13 protein-coding genes are annotated in these 19,062 nt (G+C 72.1%); all 13 read right to left on the minus strand.

Features of this window, described 5'->3' with window-relative positions; all coding sequences use genetic code 11:
* Window positions 1-21 precede the first annotated feature (21 nt).
* The 13 genes from M8542_RS11925 to M8542_RS11985 all read right to left on the minus strand — a co-directional run bounded on the left by M8542_RS11925 (window position 22) and on the right by M8542_RS11985 (window position 18,704).
* Window positions 22-597, minus strand: coding sequence for a flavin reductase family protein (locus M8542_RS11925; RefSeq protein ID WP_257920139.1), 576 nt, complete (start codon window positions 595-597; stop codon window positions 22-24).
* A gap of 1 nt (window position 598) precedes the next feature.
* Entirely contained in the window at window positions 599-1,051 is a 453-nt protein-coding gene (locus M8542_RS11930) for an acyl-CoA thioesterase (RefSeq protein ID WP_257920140.1), read from the minus strand.
* Window positions 1,052-1,053: 2 nt separating this feature from the next.
* Window positions 1,054-6,864: a type I polyketide synthase gene (locus M8542_RS11935; protein WP_257920141.1), complete on the minus strand. Its 5,811-nt coding sequence runs from the start codon at window positions 6,862-6,864 to the stop codon at window positions 1,054-1,056.
* 195 nt (window positions 6,865-7,059) lie between these two features.
* Window positions 7,060-7,854, minus strand: a complete 795-nt coding sequence (locus tag M8542_RS11940; RefSeq protein WP_257920142.1) for a TIGR03084 family metal-binding protein — start codon at window positions 7,852-7,854, stop codon at window positions 7,060-7,062.
* Between the two features lie 213 nt (window positions 7,855-8,067).
* On the minus strand, window positions 8,068-9,108 hold the full coding sequence (locus M8542_RS11945; protein WP_257920143.1) for a carboxymuconolactone decarboxylase family protein: 1,041 nt from the start codon (window positions 9,106-9,108) through the stop codon (window positions 8,068-8,070).
* Between the two features lie 22 nt (window positions 9,109-9,130).
* Window positions 9,131-10,783, minus strand: coding sequence for a GMC family oxidoreductase (locus M8542_RS11950; protein WP_257920144.1), 1,653 nt, complete (start codon window positions 10,781-10,783; stop codon window positions 9,131-9,133).
* On the minus strand, window positions 10,780-11,349 hold the full coding sequence (locus tag M8542_RS11955; protein WP_257920145.1) for a DUF5987 family protein: 570 nt from the start codon (window positions 11,347-11,349) through the stop codon (window positions 10,780-10,782). The genes M8542_RS11950 and M8542_RS11955 overlap by 4 nt, the downstream gene beginning before the upstream one ends.
* A 35-nt stretch (window positions 11,350-11,384) precedes the next feature.
* The gene (locus M8542_RS11960) at window positions 11,385-12,761 is read right to left on the minus strand and encodes a cytochrome P450 (protein ID WP_257920146.1); all 1,377 of its coding nucleotides are present in this window, start codon (window positions 12,759-12,761) and stop codon (window positions 11,385-11,387) included.
* On the minus strand, window positions 12,758-13,747 hold the full coding sequence (locus M8542_RS11965) for an enediyne biosynthesis protein (RefSeq protein WP_257920147.1): 990 nt from the start codon (window positions 13,745-13,747) through the stop codon (window positions 12,758-12,760). Before M8542_RS11965 ends, M8542_RS11960 begins: the two co-directional genes overlap by 4 nt.
* A 5-nt stretch (window positions 13,748-13,752) precedes the next feature.
* The gene (locus M8542_RS11970) at window positions 13,753-15,726 is read right to left on the minus strand and encodes an FG-GAP repeat domain-containing protein (protein WP_257920148.1); all 1,974 of its coding nucleotides are present in this window, start codon (window positions 15,724-15,726) and stop codon (window positions 13,753-13,755) included.
* On the minus strand, window positions 15,723-16,706 hold the full coding sequence (locus M8542_RS11975) for a DUF1702 family protein (protein ID WP_276586276.1): 984 nt from the start codon (window positions 16,704-16,706) through the stop codon (window positions 15,723-15,725). The genes M8542_RS11970 and M8542_RS11975 overlap by 4 nt, the downstream gene beginning before the upstream one ends.
* Before the next feature lie 102 nt (window positions 16,707-16,808).
* Entirely contained in the window at window positions 16,809-17,804 is a 996-nt protein-coding gene (locus tag M8542_RS11980) for a DUF1702 family protein (RefSeq protein WP_257920149.1), read from the minus strand.
* Between the two features lie 27 nt (window positions 17,805-17,831).
* Window positions 17,832-18,704: a helix-turn-helix domain-containing protein gene (locus M8542_RS11985; protein WP_276586378.1), complete on the minus strand. Its 873-nt coding sequence runs from the start codon at window positions 18,702-18,704 to the stop codon at window positions 17,832-17,834.
* Between the last annotated feature and the right edge of the window lie 358 nt (window positions 18,705-19,062).

Consider the following 19,062-nt stretch of genomic DNA (forward strand, 5'->3'; position numbering starts at 1 on the left):
GATCGACGTCCTCGGTGCCGGTCACGCCGCGCGGGCGCGTCCGTCGACCTCGTGGTAGCGGCCGCCGTAGAAGACCAGGGCGTGCTCCGCCGCGCCGCGGCCGGTGGCGACCACCCGGCCCAGGAAGATCGAGTGGTCACCACCCGCGCTTACCTGCGCCAGCTCGCACTCCAGCCACGCGAGCGTGCCGTTCAGCAGTGGCGCGCCGGTTTTGGCGCCCGCCGTCCAGCCCACCGCGTCGAACTGGGCGAGCCCGTCGGGACGGCGCCAGTCGGCGAAGTACTTCGAAAGCTCCTGCTGCTCGGCGGCCAGGACGTTCACCGCGAACGAGCCCGCGGTGACGATGGCCGTGTGCATCCGCGCCGCCCGCGACACGCAGCAGAGCACCAGCGGCGGGTCCAGCGACACCGACGTGAACGCGTTCGCGGTCATCCCGTGCGCGTCGTCGCCGCCGGCGGTGAGCACGGTGACGCCGGTCGCGAACTGGGCCAGCACCTGCCGGAGCGCGGGCTGTTCCGAGAGCCCGCGCCGCGCGGGTGAGGCGGGCAGCCGCTTGAGCACCCCCCGGTCGGGGACGCGGCTCGGATCGTTCGTCACGTCAGACTCCCCTCCCGTTCACGGCACCCGCGGTCGCGTACGGCGCCAGGGCTTCGAGGAGCTGCTCGGGCACCCGCGAGGGCACCGTCGCCGTGTTGGGGCCGCGCATGCAGGCGATCCGCTGCCGCCCGCGGGCGACCAGGCGCTCACCGTCGGGGTGCAGGTGGACGTAGTCGAACGTGAACTGGATCTGGGTCTGCGTCAGCTCCTCCAGCCGCAGCCGGATCGACAGCTCGTCGAACGCGGTGATCTCCGCGAAGAACTCGCAGTCGACCTTGAGCGTGAACAGCTTCAGGTCGGCGCGGATCTCCTCCAGCACGGCCGGAGCCTTGTCCTTGAGGAACATCTCGCGGCACCGGCCCTGCCAGCGCACGTAGTTCACGTAGTAGACGTTGCCCACCAGGTTGGTCTCTTCGAAGCCGACCGTGTGGCGGATCTCGAAGTAGTCGGACATCTTCAGCTCTCCTCTGCGTGGAGCACCGCGAAGACGATCGGGTCGGTCCGGTCGTTGACGGTGGTCGACCAGGTGGCGATCCGGCCGCTGCCGCAGGCCAGCAGCGCCCACCCGTCGGGATCGACCTGGCGGACGGTCAGGGCCTGCGTCATGCCGCCGGTCTTGCGGACGCACTCCAGCGCGCTCCACACCCGCGTGTTCGCCACGGCGAGCGGCTCGCCGGCGTCGGCGGCCAGCAGGCGGCCCACCGCCAGCAGGTCCGTGCCGAGCAGGCCCGCCCAGTCCTCTTCGGACCGTTCGACCGCCGTCTCGATGTCGCAGGCGACCGGGCCGGTGCCGGCCACCACCAGGGTCAGCCGCGAGGTGTGCGACGCCGTGACGTCGACGCCGTCCAGCTCGGGCTTGCCGTCCGGGCGGTAGCGGACGGTGACGGGCCGGTCCAGCGCCCGGCCGGCGGCGAGCGCCGTCTGCGCCCGGCGTTCGGCGGTGCCTTCGGCGGGGGCGTCGACCGGGTCCGGCTCCAGCACCACCGCGCGCTGCCCGCCGAGCAGCCGTTCGCAGGCCCGCTCCAGGTACGACCCGAGCATCGACGGGGCCCAGGGACCGGCGCCGTCACGCTTGCCGACCGCCCGCAGCTTGAGCCCTTCCCAGCGCTCCACCACGGTGCCGTCCGGGTTGCGGACGTCGAGGTCGTAGACGTAGCTGTCGCCGTCCTGGAGCCGCTCCCTGGCGTCCAGCAGCACGTAGTCCTTGTGCTGGCTGCCCGGCTCGGCCAGGTACAGCCGCTCGACGCCCTGCGGGAGCAGCGTGGCGTCCGGGACGCAGCACTGGATGGCGTGCATCATCGCGTCCCGCGTGCCCGGGTCGGCGAGCAGCTTTTCCTGCGGCAGGAACGGGGCGAACCAGTCGACGTCGGCCGCCGTGGCGATCTCGGCGACGGCGTGCCGGGCACTGGCGCGGCGGTAGCCCAGCACCCGCTGGAACCGCTTGCCCTGGAACAGGACCGACCCGTACAGCTCGCTGATCGGCTCCACCGGCACCGCGGGCAGCGCGACGTCGCGGGCCACCCGCTCGCCCAGCTCGGCCGGGCGCGCGAAGTTCAGCCGGGCCCGGAAGTGGTCGGCGCTGAACCCGGTCTCCTCGCTGCGGAGCACCACGTCCACCGTCTCGGCGTCACGCACCAGCGTGGCCAGCCGGATCGTGGTCGACCCGCCCGGCGACACGATGATCGGCCGGAGGAACTCGACGTCCTCGAACACCGGGGCGCCGGTCCGGTCGAGCGTGGCCGCGGCGGCCTGCGTCATCGCCTCCATGCCGAGCACCGCCGGGAACAGCAGCTGCCCGTCGAGCAGGTGGTCGGTCAGGTACGGGTCGCTGCCCTCGGACAGGTCGGCCTCGGTGATCAGCTCGACACCCGGGTAGTGCACGACTGCGCGGTCGACGAACCGGGTCAGCGGCAGCTCGCGCTTCTGGACCGGCAGCGTGACCAGGCCCGACGTGCGGCCGCAGACCACCAGCACCGGCGGCGCGGCCGGGTCGGCCAGCACCTGGCGGAGGATGGTGATGCCCTCCTCCATCGGGATCGGCGTGATGCCGTCGCGCATCAGGGCGCTGACGACGCCGAGCTTCTCGCCCATGCCGGTGCCCGACCAGACCGACCACTCCAGCGCGATCGCCCGCGCCCGCGGGTGTTCCCGGCCGAAGCGCAGGGTCAGCTCGGTCATCCAGTCGTTCGCCGTGGCGTAGTGCGCTTCCCCGCGCAGGCCCGCCCGGCCGATGATGCTGCCGAAGGTCACCAGCAGCTTGATCCGGTCCTGGTCCACCGCGGCGAGCACCGCGCCGAGACCGCCGATCTTGGGGGCGAGCGTCTTGCGGAAGCTGTCCTCGGTCAGGCTGAACAGGGCGGCCGGCTCGTTGCGGCCGGCGCCGTGCAGGATCGCGGTCACCGGGCCGAGGTCGGCCTCGATCCGGGAGACGGCCTCGGCGACCTGCGCCGCGTCCGTGACGTCGGCCCGCTCGTAGCGGTAGCGGATGCCGACCGCTTCCATCCGGTCGAGGTTCTCGGCCAGCTCGGTGTCGGCCTCGGGGTCGCTGCGGCCCAGCAGGGCCAGCCGGGCGCCGGAGTCCTTGGCCAGTGCCAGCGCGCTCTCCGCGGTGATGCCCTTGCCGCCACCGGTGACGAGCAGGACGTCGCCCTGGTCCAGCGCCTCCTGGACCGGGCCGGCGGGCGCGGCGGGCCGCGCGGCGAGCCTCGGCACGGTCCGGCTGCCGCTCGCGTCGTACCGGGCTTCGGTGAAGTCCGTGGTCGCGGCGACCTCGGCGACCACCGTGGCCACGGCGGCGTCCACCGCGGCGGGCTCGGGGTCGGCCAGGTCGACGATCGTGGTCTTCGCCGACGGGTCTTCGAGGCGCAGGGTCTTGGCCAGGCCCGCAGCGCCGTAGCCGTGGTGCACGACGGCGAAGCGGGTGCCGGTCGGGGCGGCCAGCACCGCACGCGCGGCCTCGAGGAACAACCCGACGTGGGAGTCGTCGCAGTCGGAAGGCAGGCAGAGTGCGACGCCTTCGCCGACGCCCGCGGCGGACAACGCGGCCCGCAGCGGTTCGGCCAGCGAGTGCCCCGGCGTCGAGAAGACCTGCCACTGGTCGGTGCCGCCCGCCGCGAGGCCGACGGCGGCCGGGCGCGGCGTGGACACGTACTCGATCGCGAACGGCCGCACCCACGGACCGACGCCCGGGGCCTCGTCCTGGCTCTCCGCCTCCGTGCCCGCCGTCTGCGCCAGCTCGTCGATCATCTCGGCGAGCTCGCCGAGGCAGACGGTGGCGAAGTTCGGCATGCCCTCCAGCGGCGGGCGGCCCAGCGCCCGGGTGACGTCGTTGACCAGCTGGCCGACCGTGATCGACGACAGGTGCAGGTCGTCCAGCGGGTGGGTGTCGGCGGTGACCGTCTCCAGCGGGAGCTCGACGCGGTCGGCGGCGAGCTTGCGGAGCAGGTCGAGAGTGGAGCTGCCACCGGCCGCCTCGGCGGCGTCGGCGTCCTCGGCCTGCGCGTTCTCCGCGGCCAGCTCGGCGGCGAGCGCGCTGTCGATGGTCGGCGCGGCCTCGCACGGGCTGGTCAGGAAGCTGAACACCCCGTCCTCCGGCAGGCGCCGGGTGACGCGGCCGGCGAAGAGCGCTTCGACGGCGATCGGCGAGCCGAGCGCGAACGCCGCGGCGAGGACCCGCAGCAGCGGGGCCAGCGACGTGTTGTCGGTGTCGATCGCCAGCACCGGGGTGTCGGGGGCGATCTCCTCGAACAGCCCGGTCAGCACCCGGCCGGGCCCGACCTCGACGACCAGGTCGCTGCGCTCGGCCAGCCGGGCCGCGGCCTCGCGGAAGCGGACGGGCGCCACGATCTGCTCCCGCAACAGCTCGGGCAGGTCCTCGGCGGCGTGCAGCAGGTCGCCGCTGACCGTCGAGACCACCGGCCGTTGGAGGCGCGCGAACGTGAACTCGCCGAGCCGCTCGGTCATCTCGCGGGCGGCCGGCTCGACGGCGGGCGAGTGGAAGGCGTGCGAGACCTTGAGCCGCGACGCGCCGAACCCCTGGGCCTTCGCCCGGGCCACGATCCGCTCGATCGCTTCGACCGAGCCGGACAGGACGGTCTGCTCGGGGGCGTTGTAGCCGGCGATGACGACGTCGTCGCCCAGGCCCAGCTCTTCGACCCGGCTGGGCGAAGCGGCGATCCCGGCCATCGCCCCGGAGCCGTCGCCCGAAGCGGCCATCACTTCGCCGCGCACCTTGGCCAGCCGGAGCAGGACCCGCTCGTCCAGCGCGCCGGCCCAGTGCAGGGCGGTCAGCTCGCCGAGGCTGTGCCCGGTCGCGGAGTCGGCTTCGACGCCGAACTCGCGCAGCACGCGCAGCCCGGCGAGCGACCCGGCCACGATGCGAGGCTGCGCGACCTCGGTCGCGACCTGGTCGCCACCGGTGGGCAGGCCGGCCGCCCGGTGGATCTCGGCGGCGGAGGAGAACCGGCGCCGCAGCGCGCTTTCGCCGCCGCGGCCGGAACCCTGGCCCGGGAACAGGTAGCCGATCTTCGGCGCCGACGTGCGGCTGCTCGCGAAGATGCCTTCGGTGGCCGAGAACACGGAGTCGCCCGACTCCAGCCCCGCCACCAGGGCGGTGAGCCGGCGTTCGGCCTGCTCCGGGTCGCCGGCGACGACGGCGGCCCGCACCGGCCGGTCGGCGAGCTCGCCGGCGAGCTGCCCGGCGAGGTCGGTCAGCTCCGCGAAGGACAGCTTCGGCACGAACTCGAGCACCGCGGCGACGCGGTCGCGGAGCGCGGCGACGTCGTCGGCGTCGAACAGCAGCAGCTCGGCGTCCTGCCGTCCGGAGACCAGGGCGCGCGAGTGCTCGTCGAGCTCACGACGGCGCGCCGCGTTCGGGCCTTCGGTGACGGTGACGTGCGAGTTGACCCCGCCGAAGCCCATCGCCGAAACCCCGGCGCGCACCGGCTGGTCCGCCGGCCACAGCGTCGCCTCGCTCGGGACGTACATCCGGGCCGCGGAGCCGGTCAGCGACTCGTGCGGCTCGAAGTGCCCGGTGCCCGGCGGGATCACCTGGTGGTACACCGCGAGGGTGGCCTTGATCAGGCCGGCCACCCCCGCGGCGGCCTTCGTGTGGCCGATGTTGCCCTTGATGGTCGACAGCGCCGCGGGCTTCGCCTGCGGGTCGGCGTCGCCGCGGGCGGTGGAGAGCGCTTCGATCTCGGTGGCGTCGCCCAGCTCGGTGCCGGTGCCGTGCCCTTCGAAGTAGGAGACGGTCTCGACGCCGTAGCCGGCGCGCTGGTAGGCGCGCTGGAGGGCCAGGCGGTGGCCGGCCGCCTCGGGCCGCGTGATGCCGCCCTTGCCGTCGGAGGACACGCCCCAGCCGCCGATCGAGGCGTAGATGCGCTTGTTCTGCTCGATCGCGTCGCTTTCACGCATCAGCACGAGCATGCCCGAGCCTTCACCCGGCCAGAAGCCGTTCGAGTCGGCGTCGTAGACCTTCATCTCGCGCTTGGCCAGCGCCCCGGTCTTCGCGAAGCCGATCACCTCGAACGGGTCGATCGACAGGTCGACCCCGCCGGCGATGGCGAGATCGAGGTCGCCCTGGACGAGCGCGTTCGCCGCGGTGGCGACCGAAAGCAGCGACGAGGAGCAGGCGCCGTCCACGGTGAAACCGCCACCGCGGAAGTCGAAGTAGTTGCACACGCGCCCGGCGATGGTGTTCGCCAGGCCGCCCGCCAGGGAGTCCTCGTTGATCTCCGGGAAGGGTTCCTTGTACTGGACCTCGAGCTCGCGGAGGAACTCGGCGGTCTCCTCGTCGCCCCAGCCGCGCCCGGCCAGCGCGGCGGCGACCGTGCGGCGCACGTACGGCCAGCGCAGCCGCATGATGTTCGCGCGGGAGAACTCGCCGGTCAGGCTGTTGCCGATGACGACGCCGGTGGACGGCTTCGGGGTGCCGTCCCCTTCGGCGAACCCGGCGTCGGCCAGTGCCGCCGCGGCGACCTCCAGGGCCAGCCAGTGCGTGGTGTCGGTGGCCCGGAAGGTGCTGCCCGCGATCTTGTGCGCCACCCGGTCGAACTCGTAGCCGCGCAGCACCGCCGCCTTCTGGGCGTAGAAGCGGTCCGGCGCCTTCGGGTCGGGTGAGTAGTAGTCCGCCCGGTTCATCCGCTCGTCGGGCAGCCGGCGAAAGGCCCTGCGACCGGCCAGCACGTTCTCCCAGAGTTCCGCCGGGGAACCCGCGTCGGGGTACTTCAGACCGATCCCGACGATCGAAATCCGCTCAACGCTCATGCCACCGCACTCCCACTGGCTCTTCAAACCCCGTTCGCCGGGACTCGCACGGCCCCGCCGGCTTCCGATGCCGGTTCTGCACGTCCACCCACCGGCACAGCATGGCCGCCACCGGTCCGGCGGTCTTCTCGGTTCCTGCCCGCGGTCCGCGGAAAGCAGTGCGGAACAACGGAACCGACTGTCTGCAAAGGTCGATCAACGAGTGAACTGGCCCGGCTGCCTGCCTTCGCCCGCCGGCCCGCGATAGGCCTGCGCGACGTCCAGCCACGCTTCGGCGAGCGCGCCCTCGGCACGCACGTCGAGATCGGCGTGGTGCCGCCGGCGCGTGACGAGCAGGCAGAAGTCCTCGGCACTGCCGGTGACCCGCTGGGTGGCGTCCGCCGGCCCGAAGGTCCAGACCGCGCCGGAGGGGCCGGTCAGCTCGTAGCGGAACTCCTCGGCGGGCGGCTCCAGCCCGCGTGCCTCGTAACCGAAGTCGCGGACCCGGACGGCGAAGCCGCACAGGTGCTTGATCCGGTCGGTGCGCACCGGCCGCACGCCGAGGGCGTCGGCCACGTCCTGCCCGTGGCCGAACAGCTCCATCATCCCGGCGCAGGCGAGCACGTACGGCGGCAGCGGGTTCACCAGCCACGGCACCAGCCGGTCGCCCGGCACCGCGGCGAGGGCCTTGATGCCCGCGTCGCGCTCGGCGCGCCACCGGGTCAGCAGCACCTCGGCGGGATCGTGGATGTACTCCTGCAGCGCCGCTTCGACGGCGACGTCGAGGCCGCCGGTCAGCGAAGCCGTGAGCTGTTCGAAGGCTTCGGGCTGGGCGGCCGAGAGCCCGGCGATCCGGAAGATGAAGGCGAGGTGGCCGATCTGGTGCCGGACGCTCCAGCCGGGCGCGGGCGTGGGGGTGTCCCACTCCGCTTCCGTGAGGCCCGCGACGAGCGCGTCGACCTCGGCGGCCTCGGCGGTCAGGTCGGCGATCACTCCCGTGGTGTCAGTCACCCGTTTGTCCTCTCACCGTTGCGAATTCTGAATACCGCCGAGCCCGGTGACCGGAAGGAGCACCACCGCGCCACGGCCGCGGATGGCCGGGGTCGCGGGCCGGAGGGCGGGCCATGGCCCGGACTCCGCGTCGGTGTTCCCGGTGCTGCCGCACCTCCGGCTCGCGACCCGGCTCTTCGAGCATCGCCCTTGGCGGGGCGAATCGTCTTCTCTTCACGGGCGGACCGGCAGCCGGCCACCCAGTTCGGCCGCGGCGGTGAACGCGACCCACGACGCCGCTTCGACCAGCGCCCGATCGTCGCTCCATTCGCGACGGACGGCGGCGACCACGTCGGCGTCCACCTGGTAGGCCGCCTTGGCCACCAGCACCGCGAACCGACCCGCCGCGCGCTCCGCTTCGGGCAGCTCGGCCACCGCTTCGGTCGCCCAGGCGCGGCCGAGTCCCGGCGGCCTGCCGTCCCACGCCTTGAGCTCGCGACGGACCAGGTCGCGCACCCGCGGGGCCAGCACCCGCTCCCCGGCCGCTTCGAACGCCGCCGCGACGCGCGCGAACGCGTCGGCGAGGACGCCGCCGGGGGTGGCCCACCCCGGGCCGTCGGTCGCCGCCGGCGGCAGGAGGGCCGACGACTTCCCCGCGACCGGCGGCTCCCCGGGCTTCAGGAAGAACCCCAGGACGGCTTTCGCCGGTTCGCGGGCGGCCGCGGGAACCTGGTCCGGCAGCGGCGACGGCCCGAGGAAGAGGCTCACCACCCGGTTGAGGTAGTGGAAGGCCACGGCGACCGCGGCCAGCTCCGCCGCCGCGCCCCGGGACACGGCGGGCGGCAGCGGCCCCTCGCCCCGCGACCACGCGGCGAGCGCGCGCGTGCCCGGGTCCGTGATCGCGGCGAGCTCACCCGTCCCGATCGCCGCCGCCGCGCCGGCTTCGCCGAGCGCGCCCAGCGCCATCCCGTGCACTTCCACGCAATACGGGCACGCGTTGGCCGCCGAGACCGCCGAAGCGACCACCTCCCGTTCCGCCCGGCTCGTCAGGCCGCCCGCGACGAGCGACTCACGCAGCAGCACCCACGCGGCGGCCAGCGCCTCCGGGGCTGCCGAGTGCAGAGCCACCGGCGGCGCCAGCATCCCGAAGTCCCGCTCGAGCTGCCGGTAGACGTCCCGGACCAGGCCGCGCGCCCGGCGCGGCCGCACGGCCTCCACGTAGCGCACGTCCCGCAGCGTCCGCCGCAGGGCGACGCGCACCAGTCCCGGTGCCATCCGTCCTTCTCCTTCCGCGGCTTCAGTTCCCGGCGACGAGGTCCAGTTTGGACACCGCGCGCCGTCCGGTGATCGACCCGTCCGGCGACGGGGCGCCGTACTTGACGTCGACCCCGCGGTCCTGGAGGGCCCGGACGATGCCGGGGATCGACCGCTCGGCGAGCGCCGCGACGGTCATCGCCGGGTTCACGGTCAGCGCGCCCGGGACCGACGCGCTGTCGGTCACGAAGATCCCGGGGTGGTTGCGCAGCTCGTGGTTCGGGTGCAGGGCCGACGTCGCGGCGTCGTCCCCGATCCGGCACGAGGCCAGCGGGTGCACCGTGTACGCCCCGACGACGTCGTTAGTCCACGGCGCGACCTTCGCCAGGCCGTCCTTCTCGATGATGGCCTTGCAGTCCGCGTCCGCGAGCTCCCAGCCGTGGAGCGTGTTCGGCGTCGGGTCGTAGCGCAGCGAGCCGCGGCCGAGCATCTGCTGCGAGATGCGGTAGGCGTTGCCGGTGGGCGGCGGGGCGCCGAAGACGCCCTCGTTGTCGTCCTCGGTCATCAGGAAGATCGTCAGCCAGTTGGCCCACCGGTTGAGGATCTCCTTCTTCTGCGCCCCGAACCAGCGCGGCTCCTCGCCGCCGGGGACCTGGGCGAGGATCGTGCCCAGGCCGGGCGGGAAGTACAGCTGCTCCAGCGAATACCGCTCGTACTCCGGCAGCGACCCGTCGAGCTTGTCCCAGTTCGCGACGGTCGGGCCCTTGCCGATGTGGTTGGCCGAGTACACCGGACCGTCCTCACGGGACAGTCCGAGCACCTCGCGGACGCGGTCCTCGTCGATGATCGCGGTGTTGAGCCGCTCGCCGTTGCCGGAGAAGTACCGCCCGACACCGTGGGGCATGGTGCCCAGCGTGGCCTCCGAGCGCTGCAGGATCACCGGGGTGGCCCCGGCGCCGGCGGCGATGATGACCACCTTCGCCTCCAGGACACCGCTGCCGGTGTGGATCCGGTAGTCCTCTTCGTCGACCGTGTCGAAGTGGACGCGGTAGCCGCCGTCCTCGGTCCGCTCGAGGCGCTGGACCTCGTGCAGCGGCCGGATCTTCGCGCCGTGGGCCAGCGCCGCGGGCAGGTAGTTCGTCAGCAGCGAGCGCTTGGCGTCGAACCGGCAGCCCGCCATCATGAAGTTGCAGTTGACGCAGTGGGCGTTGTCCACCGCGACCGGCGCCGGGTTCGCGGTGCGCCCGGAGTGGTGGCAGGCGGCGGCCCACAGGCCACCGGCGTAGGAGACGTCGTTCCAGTCCTGGGTGGACACCGGCAGCGACTCGTCGACGCGGTCGTACCACGGCTCCAGCGCGTCGCGGGAGATGGCCGACGGCCACATGCGCCGCCCGATGCTGCCGTGGCGCTCGAAGACGAACTTCGGCGCCCGCGGCATCGCGGCGAAGTACACCACGCTGCCGCCGCCGACGCAGTTGCCGCCGAGCACGCTCATCCCGTCGCCGACGACGAAGTCGAACACCCGGGTGTAGGACGAGCCGAGCAGGTAGTCGTGCTCGAAGTCGTTCGCGGCCAGCCACGGCCCGCGTTCGAGCACGGTGACCTTCGCCCCGCCCGCGGCGAGGTGGTAGGCGGGGATGGACCCGCCGAATCCGCTGCCGACGATGACGACGTCGGTCTTTTCGACTGTGCTCATGCGGGGCTCCCCGATGCGGTGGTGTCCGGGTGGAGTTCGGCCAGCTTCCGGCCGTAGCCGTACTTCGGGAACCGCCACAACCCGTCCGCGTCCGGTGCCCGGTACCCCAGGGCCAGCAGGCCCGGGTGCCCGTCGCGGATGGCTTCGGCGGTGTGCCGGTGCGCGGCGCTGTCGTAGGCCATGTTGCAGAACAGGGCGAGGCTGACCCAGCCGTCCTTCTCCGGGTGCCCCGGCGCGGTCAGCGTGCGCACCAGCTCCCGCCGGTGCTCGTACGGCAGCGCGACGAACGGCGGGACGTCGTGGTCGAGGTCCAGCTCGGCCTCGCCCGCGTAGGACTTCGCGTGGTCGTTGAGCGACTGCGCGAGGTAGGGCAGGCCGGCGGTGACGCCGGTCGCGTCGAAGTTCAGCAGCTCGAGCGCACCCGCCGCCACCGAGCCCGGCCCGGGGGCGGCCCCGGCGATCGCCCGGTCGCCGGGGTCCCGCTTCTCCCCCGGCACGATCGTGTCCGCGAAGGCCTCGAGGGTCAGGTTCTTCACGCGTTCTTCTTCGGTGGCCTCGGGTTGCACCGGCCTACCTCCTCATCGAGTGTCCACAGTAGACGTCAGGCTGCTTCGGACCGCCGCGTCCGGTCCCGGCGGTGCACGGTCATCGGCAGCCCGCCGCGCACCCGCAGCGAAAGCATCGCCTCGGGTTCGACGACCTTGCCCGGCACCTTGCGCAGCTCCAGGTCCCGCGCCGCGGTCGCCAGCACGAAGACCGCCTCCATCACCCCGAGGCTGTTGCCGATGCAGTACCTCGGCCCGGCGCCGAACGGGATGTAGGCGTAGCGCGGTGGCCGCTCCGCGGCGGTGAACCGGTCCGGGTCGAAGCGCTCGGCGTCGGGCCAGAAGCCCGGGTGCCGGTGCAGCGTGTAGGGCACCACGACGACGTCGGAGCCGGCCGGCACGTGGTACCCGCCGATCTCGTCGTCGGCCTGGGCGATCCGCGGCAGCAGCCACACCGGCGGGTAGAGCCGCATGACCTCCTCGACGACCGCCACCGTGTAGGTCAGCCGCCGCAGGTCCTCGTGCTCGGGCAGCCGGTCGCCGAGCACCTCGACGGCTTCGGCGTGCAGCCGCGCGCCGACCTCGGGGTGCTCGTCGATCAGGTGGAACGCCCAGCCGAGCGTGCTCGCCGTCGTCTCGTGCCCGGCCAGCAGCAGGGTGATCAGCTCGTCGCGCATCCGTTCCCGCGACGCGCCCTGCGCGGACCCGGACGCGATCAGCCGGGACAGCACGTCCTCGCCGGCTTCGACCGGGTTCGCCAGCCGCTGCTCGACGAGCTCGTCGGCGATCCGGCGCAGGTCGTCGCGTGCGGTGCGGAACTCGAGCTGTTTCTTGAGCGGCACCCACTGCGGGACCATGCTCAGCGTCACGGCCTCGAACATCGCCTGGTCCTGCACGGCTTCGAACGAGTGGCCCAGCGAGTCGTAGCCACCTAGCTCGGCGTCGAGCAGCGTCTTGCCGAGCACGCCGAGGGTCAGCCCGGTCATCTCGTGCAGGATCTCGACCGGTTCCTCGTGCGCGGCCAGCCGCCGGACCAGTGCGTCCACTTCGGACGCCACGATCCCGGCCTGCCGCGAGATCCGCTTGGGCTGGAAGGCCGGCTGGATGGTGCGGCGCTGCCGGCGCCAGGTCTCCCCGTCGCTGGTGAGCAGGCCGTCGCCGAGGGCCCGGCGGGCCTCCTGCAAGCCGATGCCCTTGTGGTAGTTCGCGGCGTTGTCGGCGAGGACGTGCTTGGCCACGTCCGGGTGGTTGACCAGGTACATCGCCTTCGGTCCGATGGCGATGCGGACGACGTCGCCGTAGGCCTCGGCGTTGTCGCCCATGAGCGCGAGCCGGTCGGTGAAGAGCTGCTTCAGCAACCGGAACGTCGCCCGGCGCGGCGGCCCGGGCGGCGCGGTGCGCGCCGCCCGGGCTTCGTGCTGCGGGCCGGTCATGCCGCGACGGCTCCCGGCTTGCCGTCTTCGGCAGGCGGGGCCAGCTCGAGCTTGGCCTTCTGCGTGGCCTCGAACTCGATCCGCGCCTTGTTCGAGAAGTGCAGGGCCCACAGGAACGCCCCGCGGATCAGGCACACCGTCGCGGTGGCCAGGAACAGCCCGTAAGCCACGTGCACGGCGGTGAAGAACCCGTACGTGAGGGCCACCCCGGCGCCGAACGCGAACTGCGACGCCGGTTTCGACGGCGAGGTGCCGGGGTCGGTCACCATGTAGTTCGTGTAGAGCACGAACGCGATCCCGGTGGCCATCCCCAGCGCGCCGGGGATGGCGGTGCCGAACAGGAAGCCGCGCAGCACGGCCTGGATCACGAAGAAGCTCAGCCACCCCGCGATGAGGAACACGCGGCCGGTGAGCATCGCGTTGAGCATCGTGCCCGACGCCAGGATGACGCCGACGATCAGCCAGCCGACCCAGGTGTCGACCTTCTCGCTGAAGTGGTACGGCGGGGCGATGCTGGCCCACGGGAACACCAGCAGGATGATCGTGATGCCGAAGTTCGACGGGTTCATGTAGTGCCGCATCCGGCCGTACACCGGGGCTTGCAGGACCCACTTGGCACCGACCGCGACGACCACGCCGAAGACCATGACCAGCCAGCGGTCGTTGACGTAGGTGAGCATGTTCAGCGCGAGCCCGGTGATGTGCGCCGGGAACAGGAACTCCACCAGGCCGCGGAACCCGTTGCCGCGGAAGCGCACTTCGCGGTGGGTCACCCGGGCGTTGATGGTCTCCAGGGCGATCTCGGTGGTGTACGCGGTCGCCAGCGCGAGGAACGGGTACAGCCACGGCTGCTCGAAGCCGAGCACGGTGTAGCCCAGGATGTTGAAGATGGTGATCGAGATCGCGAACCGCCTCAGCGCGGTGACGACCTTGTTCGTCCGTTTCGGTGGTGCGGTGTCCACTTTGGTCAGGTTGGGGGTAGCCATGCCGGTCACATCTCTTCCGTCGCCGTGGAGCCGAGCCGGTACATGTGGCAGCCGGGCTGCAGCTTCAGGTCCTGGGTCCGCACCTGCCCGGTGCGGTCCCGCCACTGCAGGTGCACGTCGAGCGGGCCTTGGACGTCGTGGCCGAGCCCGATCTGGACGTCGAAGCTGCGCCGGCCGGCCTCGCCGCTGCTGCCGTCGACCCGGCCGAGGTACTTCTTGCCGTCCGAGGTCGTCACGGTGGCCTGGGCGCCGATCGCCGGGTTGCCGGCCGCGGGCAGCGTGCCCGGGGCCACCGGGGCGTCGGTGGTCAGCTTCAGCTGCAGGTACTTGCCGGGGTTCGGGCTGTCGTTGTGGTAGAAGATCGGCGCTTCGTACTGCCGCGCCACCGCGAACTCGGGCAGGCCGTCGCCGTCGGTGTCGCCGACGCCGATGCCGCGGGTGGGCACGGGAACCGCCAGTCCCAGCTGCGGCGCGAGGTCGGTGTACCGGCCGTCCGCGCTCTTCGCGAAGAAGTGCAGGGTCTGGTCGCCGGCGATGTCGTCGCCGGCGCGGGCGTTCGGCCACCAGAACGGGTTGGACACCAGGCCGTCGTGCGCCGTGGCGAGCTCCTGCAGGTTGGGCCAGCGGTTGACCTGGCCCTTGACGAACCCGGTCGCCTGCGCGATCTGGTTCTCGCCGCTGTTGTTGAAGTCCTGGATCTTGACGTCCCAGCCCCAGCCGGACCAGGCGGTTCCGTCGCTCCCGCTCTTGTCCTCGAACGGCGCGACCCCGCCGGCCAGCTGCTTGCGCAGGTCCGCGGCGTCCTTCGCGGTGTTCATGAACTGGAAGTTCGACTCTTCGATGCCCCACGACGTGGTGATGTTGCTGACGAACAGGTCGTAGAGCCCGTCGTGGTTCAGGTCGCCGAAGTCGACGCCCATGCCCTTGAAGGAGTCGTTGCCCAGCACCTTCGACTTCGGGTCGGTGACCCCACGGACGCCGGTGACCTCGCCGAGCTGGATGTGGCCCGGCGTGGACTTGTTGTACAGCAGGTGGTCGTGCCCGAAGTCGTTGGCGATGTAGAGCTCCGGCAGGTTGTCGCCGTCGACGTCGGTGGCGCTGGAGGCCAGCGTCCAGCCGAGGCGTGCCTTCTCCGGGATGCCCTCGGAGGCGTCGACGAACTGCGCGCTCGGGTTCGCCCCGGCCGTGGCCCCGTTCCAGCGGAAGATGTACTTGCCGCCGGAGTTCACCGCGTGCGACATCGACTGGTTCATCGTGACGCCGCCGTCGGCGTTCGGGTCGAGGACCTTGCTGTCCGGGAAGTAGTTCCCGACGAAGACGTCGACGTGCCCGTCGCCGTCGAAGTCGCCGATGGTCACCGAGTCGGTGTTCCACATCGGACCGGTGTACTTGCCGTCCGGGCCGCGGTTGTCGCCCGGCACCAGCTCGGTCGGCTGGAAGGCCGAGGCGTCGAACTTCGTCGCGTTGGCCTTCTGCAGGAACAGGACCGGGGTGCGGCCCCAGTAGTAGGCCAGGATGTCGGTCCGGCCGTCTTCGTTGTAGTCACCGGGGACGCAGCCCATCGGCGCCATGTGGTCCCACGTCGGCAGGGTCGGCGCGGGATCGAGCGCGAAGGGCGCGTACCGCGGGCCGGAGTCCGGCGTCGGCGTGATGACGACCTGGTCGCTACGGGTGTCGACGAGGCAGAGGTCGTTGGCCTTGCCGCTGCCGCTGATGTCGTTGATCGCGACCGCGGCGCCGACCGACGAGATCCACGCGGAGATGTTCTCGTACGCCTTGTTCACCGTCCGGATCGACTGCGACTTGTTCGCCGCGGGCAAGGCGATCGTCATCGGCGTGAAGTGGAACTTGCCCGCCATCGAGTCCTGTTCTGCGGCCGAGACACCGGGCAGGCGCGCGACCAGGAACAGGCTGATCATCAGCGCCAGCGCCACGATGCCCGCCAGCTGCTTGCGCAGCCGGCCCAAGGTCGCGGTCATTCGTGCCCACCTCCGTGCGTGAGGATTTCGTCGGCGATCCGCCGCCGCCAGATTTCGAACGCCGGGACGTCGTCACCGTCGACGACCACCGCCGGCCGGACCTCTTGGGTGATGGCCGCCGCGCGCTCGGCCGGGAGCCCGCAGATCGCCCGGGTCGCCATCTCGGTCTCCGGGATCATCAGGCCCGCGCGCACCCGGCACTCGGCGGCGAAGGCGCTTCCCTGCGCCAGCGGCCCGTGGTGGATGCCGGCCCGGTCGACCAGTTCCGCCAGCTCGTCGGCGGTGACCCCGCACGCGTAGGTCGAGGCCAGCCCGACCCCGGCGTAGAGGTCGCCGTGGCGCGACTCGGGGAACTGTTCGATCGTCTTGGTCACCAGGGCGACGTCGGTGCCGCAGATGAACCACAGCGCCCGGCCGATGCCCTGGTCGATGGCCCGCAGCGCGTAGCCGGCGTAGCGCCGGTCCGGCCACGGGAAGTCCCGGTCCTGGTGCTGCTGCCCGATGTACTTGCCGGTCTTGAAGTACGCCTGGTGGAAGCCGTAGCCGTCGAGCAGCAGCCAGCGCAGCAGCGGGTCGAACGCCGAAGCCTTGGGCCACGCGAAGCGCGGGAGCCGGGCCATCGCCCAGCCGACGCCGACGTAGATGATGTAGTCGTGCCGCTCGCCGGGGCCGGCCAGGAATTCGGCGGTGTTCGTGCTTTTGCCGAAGGGCAGCCCGTCGAGCACCCCGTAGCCCATTCCGGCGCCCTCGTAGGCGAATCCGCGGAACTGCGGCTCGATTTCTTCGAGCCATCCTTCGGCCTGCTCGGCCGACTTCGCCTCGACGGCGTGCGCGTACCCGAGGAGGAACTTCTCCCCGATCGTCTCGAGCCGTTCTTGCGCGGCCGGGCTCTTCCGGTGGAAACCACGCTTTTCCAGCGAGGTCTCCGCGACGTTCGGTGTCAGGATGCGCCGTCTGACCGTGCGCCAACCATTGCCCAACGCACTCGCCCCCTTACGGGTCGGAAAGGATGTGGTTCAGTTCATCGGTTCTACGGTCACAGATTCGCTGATCAGCGGTCTACTCCACGGTTGCGTGCGACGTCAGCTCGCGAGCCGGCCCGCCGCCGGGCGGAACTCCGCCCGGATCCGCTCCCGCCACAGTTCGTACGGCGGCTCCGGGCCGTCGTCGCCGTCGGCCCGCTCGGTGCGGTCCGCGAGGTCCTGCGCGTCGCCGACGGACAGGTCGGCGAGGACCCCGGCCGCGAGGTGGGTGTGGGCGGGCACGTACGACGCATACGTCCGCGCCTTGACCGCGAACACCGCGCCGAGCGCGAGCTCGTCGTGGTATTCCCCGGCCGCCCGGCGAAGCCGCGCGAGGCCGTTCTGGTCGCTGCCGCCGGCGAACGTCGCCGCCAGTCCGACGCCGCTCCACAGGTCCGCCCGGCGGTGCTCGGCGAACCGCCCGACCGCCTCGGCGACGGCCCCCGCGTCCCCGCCGTGGATGAACCACAGCGCCCGGCCGACACCCTGGTCGAACGCCCGGCGGAAGTACTCCGGGCGCCCGGCCCACGGGTAGGGCACCGGCTCGGCCTGCCCGTCGACCCACTTCGCCGTGTCGAAGTAGGCCCGGTCGAAGCCGTAGCCGTCGACGGCGAGCCAGCTCATCACCGGGTGGTAGGCGACCCCGGTCAGCTCGGGCAGGATGTTCTTCCACAGTGGACGCGGCAGCCGCGCCATCGCGAAGCCGATCCCGATGTAGGTCAGGAAGATGTGCCGCTTCCCCGGGCCTTCCAGCAATGCGCGCGTGCGCTCACGGCCACCGCCCGGCATCGCGTCGAGGATGGTGTACCCCATGGTGGCGCCCTCGTAGGCGAACCCGCGCTGCTCGGGCTCCACCAGCGCGAGGCGGCGCTCGATCTCCCACAGCGAAGCGCCTTCGATGGCCCATTCGAACCCGCACACCACCGCCTGCGGCACGGCCTCCAGCCGGGCGGTTGCGTCGGTGTGCGTGACCGGGAAGCCCCGTTCGGCGAAACCGACGGAGGCCAGTGACGGCGCCAGCGCCCGTTTGCGCAGCACGCCAAGGAAAGTCGACATCGGATTCCTTCGTGGTAGTCGGAACGGTCAGGCGACGGCGCGGAGCTGGGTTCGCTGGGCAGTCAGCGCCCGCTGGTCGGCGAGCGACTGCCGGGTCGCCAGCGTGATGGCGATCGGCGGGTCGGTCAGGGCCGGCGGACGCAGCCGCGCGGTCACCTCCGACGGCTCGAACTCCGTCACGGTCGCCAGCGCCGTGGCGATGGTGAACGCCGGGCCGGCCTGGGCGTCGCGGACGGAACCGTGGTCGGCGACCGCGATCACCGTCCAGGTGCCCTCGGGCACGCCGTCGATGACCAGGTCCGCGGACCGCGCCTCGGCCACGCTGCCGAAAGCCACGGGCCCGGTCTGCGGCACCGAGTCGGCGAACACGCCGACGAGCAGGTTGGCCGGTGTGGCGTGCGGCGGCATGTCCACCCGCACGGTCAGCCGCCCGCCACCCGGCTCCAGCGGCGGCCGGGTGCTCCCGGCCGCCTCACGCAGGGAACGCAGGGACGGCAGCCGCTGGAAGTGCGCCGAACGCGCCACCAGCAGTTCACCGACCTCCGGCTCGCGGTACTCGGTCGGGGTCATCCCGACCGTCCGGAGGAACCGGCTCGTGAACGTCCCCACGCTGCTGTAGCCGACGCTGCAGACGATGTCCGACACCGTGAGCGAGGTGGTCAGGAGCAACCGCTTCGCTTCGAAAAGCCTTACGGCGGTGAGAAACCGCCCCGGCGTCACCCCCGTCGCCTTGGCGAAGATCCGAGAGAAGTGGAACGGGCTCACGTACACCTCGGACGACAGCGCGGAGAGCGTGATCGGCTCGAAGTACCGCTCGAGGATCAGCTCGATGGCACGGAGCACAGCGGGCTGGACGTGCCTTTCCCCGCCCGGTTCCGGCCCCCACGCACTCCGGTCCATTCCCGCCGACGGCCCGGCCCCGTCGGCACTCCCGGACGCAATCGATCGTAAGATCATCAGTCCAACCTCGAATTCCTACCGACGTCAATTCCCTCTCAGCCAGGTAAGACGGCACTCCTCGTAGGTCGGTGGATGTCCGATGGAGGGCCGGAAGAAGCCGCCGGAGCGACCGGGTGGCACCACTGTGAACCGCCCGGCCGCGGAATGCGAAATGCATACCCCGGACCATGCGCGGCCCCCATGACAGTGCGGCGATCGGGGGGTTGCGGCGAGTGAGGGCGCCCACATTCCGCCCACGCGCGACGGCCGTGGAGATCAGGACCTGCGGATTTGCCGGGCGGTGGCGGCTCACCAAACG

This window comes from Amycolatopsis iheyensis (genome assembly GCF_024703995.1).
GTDB classification, from domain to species: Bacteria; Actinomycetota; Actinomycetes; order Mycobacteriales; family Pseudonocardiaceae; genus Amycolatopsis; species Amycolatopsis iheyensis.

Excerpts from the sequence above, each read along its gene's own strand:
- M8542_RS11950 (WP_257920144.1), bottom strand. The coding sequence starts at position 10,783 with ATGAGCACAGTCGAAAAGACCGACGTCGTCATCGTCGGCAGCGGATTC.
- M8542_RS11980 (WP_257920149.1), bottom strand. The coding sequence starts at position 17,804 with ATGTCGACTTTCCTTGGCGTGCTGCGCAAACGGGCGCTGGCGCCGTCA.
- M8542_RS11985 (WP_276586378.1), bottom strand. The coding sequence starts at position 18,704 with ATGGACCGGAGTGCGTGGGGGCCGGAACCGGGCGGGGAAAGGCACGTC.
- M8542_RS11965 (WP_257920147.1), bottom strand. The coding sequence starts at position 13,747 with ATGGCTACCCCCAACCTGACCAAAGTGGACACCGCACCACCGAAACGG.
- M8542_RS11930 (WP_257920140.1), bottom strand. The coding sequence starts at position 1,051 with ATGTCCGACTACTTCGAGATCCGCCACACGGTCGGCTTCGAAGAGACC.
- M8542_RS11945 (WP_257920143.1), bottom strand. The coding sequence starts at position 9,108 with ATGGCACCGGGACTGGTGCGCGTCGCCCTGCGGCGGACGCTGCGGGAC.
- M8542_RS11970 (WP_257920148.1), bottom strand. The coding sequence starts at position 15,726 with ATGACCGCGACCTTGGGCCGGCTGCGCAAGCAGCTGGCGGGCATCGTG.
- M8542_RS11960 (WP_257920146.1), bottom strand. The coding sequence starts at position 12,761 with ATGACCGGCCCGCAGCACGAAGCCCGGGCGGCGCGCACCGCGCCGCCC.
- M8542_RS11935 (WP_257920141.1), bottom strand. The coding sequence starts at position 6,864 with ATGAGCGTTGAGCGGATTTCGATCGTCGGGATCGGTCTGAAGTACCCC.